This is a genomic window from Ancrocorticia sp., from assembly GCF_052089425.1.
GTDB lineage: Bacteria > Actinomycetota > Actinomycetes > Actinomycetales > Actinomycetaceae > Ancrocorticia.
On sequence record NZ_JBQCZW010000015.1, the window covers coordinates 1 to 12,867 of the forward strand.

General features: G+C 61.2%; 12 protein-coding genes and 1 tRNA gene. 1 reads left to right on the forward strand and 12 read right to left on the reverse strand.

Annotation, left to right across the window (positions count from 1 at the left end; translation table 11 throughout):
* Positions 1-4: 4 nt before the first annotated feature.
* From ACTHV6_RS06425 to ACTHV6_RS06450, 6 genes are all read right to left on the reverse strand, one after another.
* Positions 5-77 (reverse strand) — tRNA-Ala (locus ACTHV6_RS06425).
* Positions 78-175: 98 nt separating this feature from the next.
* Entirely contained in the window at positions 176-823 is a 648-nt protein-coding gene (locus ACTHV6_RS06430) for a histidine phosphatase family protein (protein ID WP_441386459.1), read from the reverse strand.
* On the reverse strand, positions 820-1,278 hold the full coding sequence (rsfS, locus tag ACTHV6_RS06435; protein ID WP_441386460.1) for a ribosome silencing factor: 459 nt from the start codon (positions 1,276-1,278) through the stop codon (positions 820-822). The genes ACTHV6_RS06430 and rsfS overlap by 4 nt, the downstream gene beginning before the upstream one ends.
* 73 nt (positions 1,279-1,351) lie before the next feature.
* Positions 1,352-2,482, reverse strand: coding sequence for a hypothetical protein (locus ACTHV6_RS06440; protein WP_441386461.1), 1,131 nt, complete (start codon positions 2,480-2,482; stop codon positions 1,352-1,354).
* Between the two features lie 2 nt (positions 2,483-2,484).
* Complete coding sequence (gene nadD / locus ACTHV6_RS06445; RefSeq protein WP_441386462.1) at positions 2,485-3,159, reverse strand: nicotinate-nucleotide adenylyltransferase; 675 nt, start codon at positions 3,157-3,159, stop codon at positions 2,485-2,487.
* A complete protein-coding gene (locus tag ACTHV6_RS06450) occupies positions 3,146-4,411 on the reverse strand; it encodes a glutamate-5-semialdehyde dehydrogenase (RefSeq protein WP_441386463.1) in 1,266 nt (421 codons plus the stop codon). Before ACTHV6_RS06450 ends, nadD begins: the two co-directional genes overlap by 14 nt.
* Before the next feature lie 125 nt (positions 4,412-4,536).
* Here ACTHV6_RS06450 and trxA point away from each other — a divergent pair, with 125 nt between their 5' ends.
* Complete coding sequence (gene trxA / locus ACTHV6_RS06455) at positions 4,537-4,899, forward strand: thioredoxin (protein ID WP_441386464.1); 363 nt, start codon at positions 4,537-4,539, stop codon at positions 4,897-4,899.
* A 67-nt stretch (positions 4,900-4,966) separates the two neighbouring features.
* Here trxA and ACTHV6_RS06460 read toward each other — a convergent pair whose 3' ends face one another.
* The 6 genes from ACTHV6_RS06460 to ACTHV6_RS06485 all read right to left on the reverse strand — a co-directional run bounded on the left by ACTHV6_RS06460 (position 4,967) and on the right by ACTHV6_RS06485 (position 12,240).
* On the reverse strand, positions 4,967-5,863 hold the full coding sequence (locus ACTHV6_RS06460) for a hypothetical protein (RefSeq protein WP_441386465.1): 897 nt from the start codon (positions 5,861-5,863) through the stop codon (positions 4,967-4,969).
* Positions 5,864-6,222: 359 nt separating this feature from the next.
* Positions 6,223-7,353 carry a glutamate 5-kinase gene (gene proB / locus ACTHV6_RS06465; RefSeq protein WP_441386466.1) on the reverse strand — a complete coding sequence of 377 codons (1,131 nt, stop codon included), beginning with the start codon at positions 7,351-7,353 and terminating at the stop codon, positions 6,223-6,225.
* A 15-nt stretch (positions 7,354-7,368) separates the two neighbouring features.
* Positions 7,369-8,892 (reverse strand): GTPase ObgE, encoded by a 1,524-nt coding sequence (gene obgE, locus ACTHV6_RS06470; RefSeq protein WP_441386467.1) that lies wholly within the window; start codon positions 8,890-8,892, stop codon positions 7,369-7,371.
* A gap of 100 nt (positions 8,893-8,992) precedes the next feature.
* Positions 8,993-9,250, reverse strand: a complete 258-nt coding sequence (rpmA, locus tag ACTHV6_RS06475) for a 50S ribosomal protein L27 (protein WP_441386468.1) — start codon at positions 9,248-9,250, stop codon at positions 8,993-8,995.
* Between the two features lie 43 nt (positions 9,251-9,293).
* A complete protein-coding gene (gene rplU / locus ACTHV6_RS06480) occupies positions 9,294-9,611 on the reverse strand; it encodes a 50S ribosomal protein L21 (protein ID WP_441386469.1) in 318 nt (105 codons plus the stop codon).
* 175 nt (positions 9,612-9,786) lie between these two features.
* On the reverse strand, positions 9,787-12,240 hold the full coding sequence (locus ACTHV6_RS06485; protein WP_441386504.1) for an Rne/Rng family ribonuclease: 2,454 nt from the start codon (positions 12,238-12,240) through the stop codon (positions 9,787-9,789).
* Positions 12,241-12,867: the final 627 nt, after the last annotated feature.

The window sequence follows — 12,867 nt, forward strand, 5'->3', positions numbered from 1 at the left end:
ATTGTGGAGCATAGGGGATTCGAACCCCTGACCTCTTCCATGCCATGGAAGCGCGCTACCAACTGCGCCAATGCCCCTCGGACTCGTATAACTTTACAGCCGAACAGCCGCCTCTCCAAATCAGAAAGGGCTGTATTCCGCGAGATACATCCCACACCTCGCGGTCGCGCGTCCCCTACCTCCTGATGGCCTCGATGGGCTCATTCGCGGGAGCCACTGCTTGGTTGTAGGCCACCAAGCACCACTGTGGCGTGCGGTTGGTCTGGAGCTGCAGCACCGCGAAGTGGCAGTTGTCCATGCCGCGCAGGCCGGACCATTCCTCGCCGCCCAACCCGAGAAGGGTTGAGACCCCTGCGCGTATCGCCGCGCCGTGAGCAACGGCTAGCAGTGTGCCGCCCTCCATGTCAGAAGCAGCCTCCGCCACAGCCGATGCGAAACGTTCGCCAAGATCCACATTTCGCTCAATATCAAGGCCTTCGGGGTAGCCCCCATCCGTCCAGACGAGGAATTGCTCGGGGTCGCGTTCCTGGATCTGCTCCCGAGTCATTCCCTCCCATTGCCCGTAGTTCCGTTCGCGCAACCGGCCATCCCACTCCATGGGCACGCCCACGAGTTCCACAACCTGCTGAGCAGTATCTGCCGCGCGTGAGAGTGGCGAGCTGATGATGCGATCCGGGGCCATGGCGGCAATCTCGGGGGCTATTCGTGCGGCTTGTGCACGCCCCACGTCATTGAGCGGGAAATCCTGTGATCCTTGAATGCGCTGTTGAACGTTCAGATCGGTTTGGCCGTGGCGCCACAGGATCACTCGCCTCGCGCTCATTGTGCGCTTCCGCCCGCGGAATCCACAGCCTCACCAGATCCGCCGAGCAGACGATCGAGTGTGCTGGGTTCATCGCCCACAGCATCGGTGCGCAGGTCCACACCCAGATCGATCTGCGGGCAGTCCGCCCACAGCTTCTCTAGAGCGTAGAACTCGCGATCTTCTTCCAACTGGACGTGAACGATCAGGTCACCATAATCGAGAAGCACCCAGTGCATTTCCGCATCGAAGCCCTCGCGGCGGCGAACCTTCTCCCCCGCTTCGTGCATCGCGCGATCCACGGCGTTGACGATCGCCCGCAGCTGGGGCTGGCTTTCACCGGAGATCACGAGGAAAACCTCGGTCAAGATCAGGCGTTCGGATACATCGATGGCAACCACGCTGGTTGGCTTAACCTCCGCAGCTCCTGTTGCCGCGCCACGCGCTAGTTCGATGATTTCCTCAGATGCTGCCACTTTTCTCCTTGGTAATGCGCCCTGATAAGGCGCCGCGATGATGCGGTTGGTGGTGTTGTGATGCTGCTTGATGTTAGTAAAGGAACCCGTTGAGGTACGGAACGGAGGAAACGATCGTGTAGGGATCGATGTATCCGCCGGATTCGAGGAAGAAGTGCCGAACGGCGAAGCCCAACGCGATTCCAAGAACCAGTCCGATGAGGATTCCGATCACCGTCATGAGGATGTTGCGCGGCTTGTCCTCCTGAAGCTCCTCGATCTCATATTCGGCCTCAACATCATCAGCCTCCGCCCATTCCCGAGCGCTTGTCTTAGCCTTGGGAACGCCGGTATCCGAGCTCGCTTCCGCGTCAGATTCCTCTTTCGCGCCTGCGGCTGCGGCTTCCTCTGGTTCCCCAGCATCGCCGGCCGATGAAACCTGAGTCCACGATTCGCCGGCCACGGCCTCGCCAAGTGTGTGATGCGATTCAACGGGCGCAGTTTCGCTTCCTACCTCCGGACTCGCACTGCCAGCCGACGGCCCCGTTGAATATCCCTCGGAACGCATCCGGTCCAGCAAGCGGTCCTGCAGGCTTGCTCCGCCATCGCGACGATCCTCGTCATCATCCGTGCTCGAAGCCCACGATGCATTGGCGGACCTTGCCGATGGAGCCGAAGCGGCGGACCAACCAGACCCGGCGCTCCCGGACGTCCCCGCAGCATCCGCATCGAAGCGTTCGAATACGCTGCGGCGCCCGGCGCCATTGGACGATTCGGCGCTTTCGGCCAGAGTTGCTTCGGCGGCTGCAAGATCATCGCTGGCTGCCGCGGCGGCGCGTTCGGCCTGCTCACGGTCGTGGCGGGCGGCATCTTGTTCTGCCTGAGCGGCGCGCTGAGCCTGAGCGATGCGTTCGCGATTGGCAGCGGCACGTGCGGCGGCCTCGGCGCTGGCCCGCTCTGACACGGCTCTGCGTGCGGCGGCCTCCGCTTCGCGTTGGGTGGTGGCCCGCCGGGCTGCTTCCTGCTTGGCTGCCTCCACCTCGGAATCAACGGCGGCCTTGGAGGCCCGCTCGCGCTCACGCATCTCCTTGCGGCTGAGCCGGTTCAGGCTGATCTCTTGGGTGCGCGAGAGCTCTTCGATTGGTGAAGGGCCGTCAGTCACGGGGCCAAGCATGCCCTGTTCCCTCATTTGGCGCCGAGACAACCGTGGTTTCTCCTCGCTCATCCTCAGTGCTCCTTCTCCTGGAGGGCCTCCTGAGGCCCTCCATCGTTTACGTCCTCATATAAATGATACTTGGCGATGTATTGAACAACGCCATCAGGTACCAAATACCAGATCGGTGCGTCGCGGCTCACGCGTTCACGGCAGTCCGTGGAGGAGATCGCCATGGCGGGAATCTCCATCAGGGTCATGACGCCCGGCGGCAACTTGCTAACATCCAGTTTATGCCCCGGGCGCGTTACACCAACGAAGTGCGCCATCTCCCACAGTTCCTGTGAGTCTTTCCACCGCAGAATCTCGGGAAGAACGTCCGCACCGGTAATGAAGTAGAGGTCCGCATCCGGGTAGATGTGGCGCAGGTCCCGCAGGGTATCTATCGTGTAGGTGTTTCCCTGCCGCTCGATATCCACGCGCGAGACGGAAAAACGCTTGTTGGAAGCCGTGGCGATCACCGTCATGAGGTAGCGGTGTTCGGCCAGCGTCACGTCCCGGTCACGCTTGAATGGCTGGTTCCCGGTGGGAACGAACACCACTTCGTCTAGCCCAAAATGGCTTTGCACCTCGGAGGCAGCCACAAGATGTCCGTGGTGGATGGGATCGAATGTTCCACCCATGATCCCGATTCTGCGGCGGCGCCCCGGCGTTCCATCAAAAGGGACGTGCACGTCAGATTCGTACATGACCATCCCCTTCAACGATCCACGTTGTAGTAGTCAGCTCTGTCAGTCCCATGGGCCCACGGGCATGCAGTTTCTGGGTAGAGATGCCGATCTCCGCCCCCAGACCGAGTTCCCCGCCATCAGTGAACCGCGTTGAGGCGTTCACCATGAGCGCGGCCGAATCGATCGAGGACGTAAATGCACGCACCGCACCCACATCCTGGCTCACGATGGCCTCCGTGTGCCCCGTTGAGTACCGGCGGATATGTTCGATCGCCTGATCGATGGAATCCACCACGCGCACCGCCATCTCCAGCGCGAGGTATTCGGTCTCCCAATCCTCGTCCGTGGCGGGAACCACGCCCGGCGCCAGCTCCTGAACCTTCGGACACCCGTGCACGGTCACGCCCGCTTCTCGGAGCCCTCCCACGACGCGCGGAACGAATTGGTCAGCAACTGCCGCGTGGACGAGCAGAGTTTCGGCCGCATTACACACGCTGGGCCTGTGGGTTTTTGCGTTGATCGCGATCGCGAGCGCCTTGTCCAGATCCGCTCCCTGATCCACATACACATGGCAGTTTCCCACGCCGGTTTCGATCACGGGAACCAGCGATTCGCGCACCACGGTTTGGATCAGCCCGGCTCCCCCTCGCGGGATCACCAAGTCCACGAGTCCGCGCGCACGCATGAGAGCCACGGCTCCTTCACGCCCGTATTCATCGATAGTAGCGACGAGGTCCGCTGGAAGATTTTCGACGACGACGGCGCCCCTCATCACACGAACAATCTCCGCATTTGTGTGCAGCGCAGCGCTCCCACCACGCAGCAGCACGACAGATCCTGCCTTGAGCGCCAATGCGGCGGCATCAACAGTCACGTTCGGGCGAGCCTCGTAGATCATCCCGATCACGCCCATGGGCACCCGGGTTTGGCGCAGAATGAGTCCATTCGGCAATGTTTGGCCGCGCACCACTTCGCCAACCGGATCCGGCAGCCCGGCCACTTCACGCGTGGCCGCGGCTATGCCTGCGATGCGTTCGGGAGTGAGCAAGAGGCGGTCGATCAGTCCCTCTGCCATCCCTGAAGCACGCCCGGCCTCAATATCGCGCACGTTGGCCGCCACAATGGCGTCCGAGTGCGCTTCCAGTTCATCAGCAATCGTTCGCAGCAGCGCATCCTTGGCACCACTCGTTGCACCGCGCAACGCGCGTGCAGCTTGTTGAGCCCGGCGAGCCGCCGCCTCAACGCCTTCTGTGGGGGTTAATCCAGCCATAGGCCTAAGCCTAAAGGTTTTTGCCGTGCTATGGGCTTCACGGTGCGGAGTGGTTCACATAGGGAATAGGTTGCGCCCCCACATCGTTCCCACCCACAGCAAGGCGTTCAACAAGAAAGGCAATTATGGCTACCCTTCCGGTTACCACAGAAAACTTTAATGAGACGGTCGATGAAGGCATTGTCCTTCTGGATTTCTGGGCGTCATGGTGTGGCCCGTGCCGTCAGTTCAGCCCGATCTTCGAGAAGTCCTCTGAGACCCACACTGATATCACGTTCGGCAAGGTAGATACCGAGGATCAGCAGGAACTCGCCTCCAACTTCGGAATCACCGCCATCCCAACGCTCATGGCGTTCCGCGATGGAATCCGCGTGTTCGAGCAGGCAGGCGCCCTTCCCGGCCCCGCACTGGAGGATCTCATCTCTCAGATCGAGGGGCTAGACATGGACGAGGTCCGCGCCAAGGTTGCAGAGATGGACAAGAACTGACTCGCCGTCGTCGTCAATAAACAAAAGTAGGCACCTCGTACGTGAGGTGCCTACTTTTTTGAACGTGTTATCCCTCGGAACGGGCGCGAAGAAGCGGAAGCACTCCGCGAATCACAGAGGCCAAATCGGTGGGCAGCGAGGCCGGAAGGAACACCACGCCGTCCGCGGCTCCCAAACCGATCCACGATTCCACGAGGTCCGCAACATCGTACACGGTGCCCACCACGGAGGTCTTGCCCTCGAACACGGGGTGACCATTCATGGCCTCGATGAGGATGGCCCGTTCGTTCGCCGCCTGCTGGTTGCCGGAAATGATAATTCCGATCTCCACAAGAACCTTGAGATCGCGTCCCTGCTGGTGCGCTGCCGAACGCAGAGCGAAGCGGGCACCCCGAGCCTCGTGGGGATCATCCGTCAGCAGGCGGACCATATCGGCCCAACTGGCCAGCTCATCGATATCCAAGGACGTGAGGCGATCGCATTCCACGCGCGCCGTGACTTTCACACCTGATTCGTGAGCGGCCGCGGCATTGGCAGCCAACTGCTCCATATCGGCAGAATCGTCAATATCGATTTCGATGCAGCCCCAGCCATCCTTCTGTGCGGCCAACAGCTCCACTGCCTCGTCTACATTTGCACTTTCGGCAGGAATCCCGGCTGAGAAGCCAACGGCGCCGATGTCCATGATTCGCGAAACCGTGCGCGCTGCATCCATGCACGTGGCACGATCGGATCGCGCCTGAAAATCCTTGGAGAGCGCAATAAAATCGAGACCGCCGTTGCAGGCCGCGCCGATGCACGAACCGATGCGGGAAAGGCTGGCGTGTTCAACGGGCAGATCAATGCCAATCGAGGCAAACGCCTCGCTGCATACCGCCCCGAGAAGCGTCAGGTCCACTCCGATCGTGGCTTCTGTTGCCCGTTCGGGTGAAAGTGTTTCATTGGTGGATAATTGAACTGTCATGGTCGTTCGTCCGTTCACGATTTCGATGAGTATCGCTTGCGAGCATCGAGTGGTTGGAGGAAAGAGTGGCTGCAGGGCCGTGCACAAGGTTCACTTGCACATTCGACGATGACTGCACACGAAATGGAGGGGAAGCACATGGAGTGGAGCGTTTGGGTTGTTAACCGCATTCACTGACATTGCTACTCATCCCTTCCGGCATGGACTCCGCGGGTGGCGGCTTGTATCTTGTGATACGCCTACAGAGTAAACAACAGCACGTCCGAATGGCAAGACGGGCCCTCCATACAGTGGACGATCTCACTCAACGTGTGTTACGTACGCCTCATGTTGCCGGGTGCCGAGGGCTGGCACACCGGCTACTCGGGCGAAGCCGCGTGATGGGCGCGCACTCGCACGAAATCGTTGACGTGCACCACGGGCCGTAACCCGTGCGCCGTATCCTTATCGCCCGCGATGCGGGTGAGTTCCTCTGACGAGAAGCCGCAGATACCCCGCCCGATCGTTGTTCCGTCCATCTGGCGGATCTCCACAAGATCACCGGACGCGAACCTGCCAGCCACGGCAAACACGCCCACGGGCAACAGCGACGTGCCGCCCCGGCGTAGTGCGGCGGCAGCTCCGCCATCCACGATGATGGTGCCCTTGACCTGAGCCGCGTGCTCCAGCCAGAGCTTACGGGCGGATGTGCGCCTCCCTGTGGGATGGAACCACGTACCTACTGGCTCCCCTGCCAGAGCCCTCCCTAGATTCTCAGGAGAGGTGATAAGCACGGCCACGCCACCAGAACAGGCTAGATCGGCCGCTGCCACTTTGGTGCGCATGCCGCCAGTTCCCACGATCGATCCGTGGGCGGTAATTTCGAAGGCATCTAGATCCCGCATGGAATGAACCTCGGAGATGAGGCGGGCGCCTTCGAACTTGGGAGGCATCGTATACAGGCCGTCCACGTCCGTCAGGAGGATCAAGACTTCACTCGCCACAAGGTGGGAGGTCAGGGCGGCAAGGCGATCATTGTCCCCGAATCTCAGCTCATCGGTGACCACCGCATCGTTTTCATTCACGATGGGGATGACGCCTAGGGACAGGAGCGTGGACAGAGCGCTCTGAGCGTTAGCGTAGTGGCGCCTGTTCACCACATCTTCGGCGGTAAAGAGCACTTGTCCGATTGTGATCTGGGACTTGGCGAACTCGGATTCCCAGGCTGCCAGCATGCGGGACTGGCCAACCATCGCAGCCGCCTGGTGCAGGTGCATCTCTCGCGGGCGCCCGGATAGGCCCAGAGGGCCAATCCCAGCTGCAGTGGAGCCAGAGGAGACCAGCACAACCTGCTGGCCGCGCTGGTGGGCAGCGCTGAGCGTTCCCGTGATGTGAGCCAGCTGGTCAACGTCCAGATTGCCGTCAGGCCGCGTAAGCGAGGAAGATCCAACCTTCACCACGATGCGCGTGGCCTGATCGAGTTGATGGCGATGAAGCACCTTGTTGTTCACACCGCCATCTTGCCATCAAATGCCGGAGGGGTCCGTCCAGTGTCCAGCTTCGCGTTCCTGCCAGAGCTCCTCGCGAGCCTCCGCCTTCCCGTCCATGCTGTCCAAGTAGGCGTCCTTGCGCTCCTTGCGGGTGGGGCGCACCGGTTCCTCGAATCGCAAATCCGTTCCGCGCGGTCCCAGAAGCTCCGCACCGGTTTGCATCGTGGGCTCCCAATCGAAGATGAAGCCATCTTCCTCAGAGCCAATCACTACCATGTCCCCGGCGCGCGCGCCGGCACGCATGAGTTCCTTCTCAATCCCGATGTTGTAGAGCTTGTCCGCGAGGAATCCCACGGCCTCATCGTTATCGAAATCGGTTTGACGCACCCAGCGTTCGGGCTTGGTGCCACGAACCAGATAGAAGTCCTCACCGCCCTTAGAACGCTTGGCGATCGTGAACGCATCCTCGCTCCTGCGCCCGCGTGGGCGTAGAACGATGCGCGGGGTCTCCTCAAGCTCCGGTTCTGCGGCACGTGCCGCCTCCACGGCCTTGGCCAAAGCGAAGGAGAGCGGGCGCAGGCCCTCGTGGGATGCCGCGGAAACCTCGAACACGGGAAGGCCGCGAGATTCCAGATCCTCCCGCACGAACTCCGCGAGCTCGCGAGCCTCCAACACATCAATCTTGTTGAGAACCACAATGCGCTGGCGATCCATGAGCGGCACGCGGCCTTCGATGGCGGGCAGCTCGTGGGCATAGGCGGCCAGTTCACGCTCAATCATGTCCAGATCCGTGAGCGGATCACGGCCGGGCTCCAGCGTGGCGCAATCCACCACGTGAACAATCACGGAGCAGCGCTCGATATGCCGCAAGAACTCGAGGCCGAGTCCCTTGCCCTCGGAGGCCCCGGGGATGAGGCCCGGCACGTCAGCGATCGTGTAGCGATCATCGCCTGCCTGAACCACACCAAGGTTGGGAACCAGTGTGGTGAACGGGTAATCGGCGATCTTCGGGCGCGCAGCGGACATGGCTGCAATCAGCGAGGACTTGCCGGAGCTCGGGAATCCCACGAGAGCCACATCGGCAACGGACTTGAGTTCGAGCACCACGTCAGCCTGCTCGCCCTCATCACCCAGCAGGGCAAAGCCAGGGGCCTTACGCTTGGGCGATGCCAGTGCGGCGTTGCCCAAGCCACCCGCGCCCCCGCGAGCAATGACGTAGCTCGCGTCCTTGCCCACGAGATCCGCGAGCACCTCACCGGAGGTAGACCGCACCACGGTTCCAGAGGGGACGCCAAGAATCAGATCGGCGCCATTGCGCCCGGCGCGCATATCTCCCGCACCCTGTGTTCCCGATTCTGCCTTCTGGTGCGGGGAGTGGTGGAAGGCCAGCAGCGTTGTCTCCTGCGGATCCACCTGAGCAATGACGTTGCCGCCGTGCCCGCCATTGGCGCCATCGGGCCCGCCCAGCGGCTTGAACTTCTCGCGCTTCACCGATGCACACCCATTGCCGCCATTGCCTGCCTGGGCGTAAATAGTCACTCGATCTACGAACGTGGCCATGTTTCCTCTGCTCTTTTGTCGGATGGGTCGGATGGGTGTGGGAAGAAAAAGAAAGAGGGTGGAAGGCATCGCCTTCCACCCTCTCGCTATCAGACTTTAGTTACGCCTGCGCATCGACGATATCGATGACCTTGCGATCCCTGCGCGTTGCGAACTTGACGCTGCCAGCCTGCAGTGCGAACAGCGTATCGTCCTTGCCGCGGCCAACGTTGTTGCCTGGGTGGAAGTGCGTTCCACGCTGGCGGACGATGATCTCTCCGGCCTTGACGATTTCGCCGCCGAAGCGCTTGACGCCGAGGCGTTGCGCGTTGGAATCGCGCCCGTTGCGCGAGGAACTCGCGCCCTTCTTATGTGCCATCTCTAGAACCTGCTCTCTAGTAATGCGTTGACGGAGTAAATACTCACTGAATGCCGGTGACCTTGAGGCGGGTCAGCTTGGCGCGATGACCCATGCGCTTGCGGTAACCAGTCTTGTTCTTGTACTTGACGATGTTGATCTTCGGACCCTTATCGTCACGAACAACCTCGGCTGTTACCTTTGCGGAAATGCCATCGGCAGCCGTGGTGACCTTGTCACCGTCAACGAGCATGATGGGATCGAGCTCGACGGTATCGCCTGCCTGTCCATCCATCTTGTCAACTACGACGACGGACCCAACGGACACCTTCTCCTGACGGCCGCCGGCCTTGACGATCGCGTAAACCACGTTCTTGCTCATCTCTGTTGATTCCGGCTGCTCACGCTATTGCGGAGCATGACTAACTAATGGGCACGATTTCGCGCGCCGACTCTCAAGGTTACTCACTTTCCAGTAAGCCAATCAAGTCCCGAAGCCCCTTATGGGGCAATTCGGCTATGGGATACACCACGCGGGTTCACCGCGCAGGCACGCGCTATTGCGCGGGAAAGCTCATGATGGCTGCACCAGCATCACTCCCGGGCGTGATCGTGCCCGAGGAAGAGACACGGCGAACCTTCTTAGGCTTGGATTCCTTCGCGGCACCCTCACCCGCGGGTTCACTCGCAGCGCCCGCAGATCCGGTTTCCACCTTGCCCACGGGGGCGTTCGCCGCCCTGCGCAAGGCAGCTGGCTTATCCATCGGCTTGTCTAGGGGTGCCGGCGCCTTCTTGACCACTGTCTGAGAGGTGGAAGACGGGGCGCCGTCGTCGTTCTTCTTCTTATTCTTTCCCGAACCACCGGACTTACTTGAACCACCGGACTTACTTGAACCACCGGATTTACCGGAGCCCGAAGACTTCTTGCCCTTCTTCTGCTTCTTGGGCCCGGACGAACCGGTATCAGGCGCGGAGGTCTCGGCAGCGGGGGCACCATCCTCTTGGCCCTTACCCGCCGCGGCGATCGAGTTGAGGGCGTTCTTCACACCATCACGCTTGGGATCGTTGTCCGACCCCTGATCGCGGGCCGGCTGCTGCTGTTGCTGCTTCTTGCCGCGGCGCTGCCCGGAATCGGATGGACCATCCGTGCGCTCGACCGGGTGGGAATGGGTGATATACCCGGCGCCATCGCAGGCTTCGCAGGTGGTGGAGAAAGCCTCCACTAGGCCCTGACCCACCCGCTTACGCGTCATCTGCACAAGCCCGAGCGAGGTGACTTCAGCAACCTGATGGCGCGTACGATCGCGCCCCAAGCATTCGATGAGGCGCCGCAGCACAAGCTCGCGGTTGGCCTCGAGCACCATGTCGATGAAATCAACCACGATGATGCCACCGATATCGCGAAGGCGAAGCTGACGCACGATTTCCTCTGCGGCCTCCAAGTTGTTCTTGGTGACCGTTTCCTCAAGCGATCCGCCGGCACCGGTGAACTTGCCCGTGTTGACGTCAATCACCGTCATGGCTTCGGTGCGATCCACGATGAGCGTGCCACCCGAGGGCAACCACACCTTGCGATCAAACGCCTTGGACAGCTGCTCATCCACCCGGTTTGCCGTGAAGATATCCTCGGAGGAAGTCCAGTGTTCGAGCCGTTCGGTCAGCTCAGGTGAGAGCTCGCCAACGTATTCGGACAGGGTCTTCCACGCTTCCTTGCCCTGAATCTTCAGGGAGGCGAAATCCTCGTTGAAGATGTCGCGGACAACGCGCACCGCCAGCTCCGGCTCGCCCTTCAAGAGCACCGGTGCGGACTTGTAAGCCTTGGACTTCTCCTGGATCTCCGCCCACGTAGCGGTCAGCCGTTCAACATCGGCGCGCAACTGCTCTTCCGATGCTCCTTCGGCCGCGGTGCGAACAATCACGCCGTGTTCGGAGGGCACGATCTGCTTGAGTAGCTTCTTCAGGCGCTGGCGTTCCTTTTCGGGAAGCTTGCGGGAGATGCCCGTCATAGCGCCGGAGGGAACCAGCACCAGATGGCGGCCTGCAAGCGTCACCTGAGCCGTCAGGCGTGCGCCCTTGTGGCCGATCGGATCCTTCGTCACCTGAACAAGAACGGTATCGCCGGACTTGAGCGCCTGCTCAATCTTGCGGGGCTTGCCTTCCATTCCGGCGGCTTCCCAGTTCACTTCACCGGCGTAGAGAACCGCGTTGCGGCCCTTTCCGATATCCACGAACGCCGCCTCCATGGATGGCAGCACGTTTTGGACGCGGCCCAAGTACACGTTGCCCACCATGGACACCTGCGTGTGCCGAGCAACGTAATGCTCCACCAGCACGTCATCCTCAAGAACGGCGATCTGGTTCAGGCCATCCTGTTCGCGCACCACCATGTCACGCTTGACCGATTCACGGCGTGCTAGATATTCCGATTCCGTGATCGTGTGGCGGCGGCGTCCGGCCTCGCGGCCTTCCTTGCGGCGCTGGCGCTTGGCCTCCAAGCGGGTTGAGCCCTTGGGTGCCGTTACCTCGTCCGTTGCTTCCGAGGACCGGCGGCGGCGCCTGCGGCGCGTGGTGACGGACTGGTCTGCTTCTTCCTTGTCCGCATCCTTCGCCTGCTCCTTGGCGGGCTGGTCTTTGTTGGTCTGATCCTTGTTCGGCTGGCCCTTGGCTGGCTGGTCCTTGCCGTGATCCTTATCCTTCGAATCCTTCTTGGATCTGGTGTCCCGGTTGCCCTTGTTGTCCTTCTGCCCGCCGTCTTTGGCGCCGGACTTCTCCTGAGCCGATTCGGGTTCGGGTGCGGTTTCGCGCTGGTTGTCCGAATCCTCCGTGGTTTCGCCCTGCTTGCGGCGCCCACGGGACCCGCGCCGGTTCCCCTTGGATTCGTCCTTCGAATCGCCGTTTGATTGCTTGTGGCTGGCTTCCGAAGGTTCGGACGGCTCGTTGTTTTTCGAGGGAGGACGACGACGAGTACGCGCCTGTGCCACATCCGGCTCTTGGAACAGCAAGGCCGTCATGGCCGGTGCCAGAGCGGACTCGGCTACCTTCGCCCCAGAACCGTTCTGCGCATCGCTGGCACTGAAGAGGGCTTCGCCAGCCTTCTTCTTGGTGGTCTTCTTGCTGGTTGCTTCCTTCTTGGGAGCACCATCTGGCTTGGGGTCTGCCTGCTTCGCTTCGGCTGCTTCCTCGCGCGGGGCAATCGAATTGAACAGGTCGTCAGTGGAAACCTTCGGGGCCACCGCGCGCTTACGCGATGTCCGCTCTGGCGCATCGCGCTTCAATTCCGCCAGCGATTCCGCTATGGCGTCCTGTGCTTGTGAATCTAGTTTCTTCGTGCGGGTGCCCTCAGGGCGTCCCGACGCTGTGGCCTTGTCAGCCATACGTGTACGCACTCTCCTGCCCGTCTGGCTACGCTCCCACATCTACGAGGCTGTAACGGGCCAATAATCGCGTTCTACCGCGGAAAGCTCTATCTCCCGAGCCGATATCAGCCACCGGCAGCAACGCGTAAGCGGCGCTCAGTAGGATCAGCGGTCGGGTTGTCAGACGATGCGGGTACGTCTAACACCGCACTCATTCTCTCACACCCTGTTCGAATGGCCTAACATCTGTTCGGACGTTTCACGCATCACATCATCTGGGGC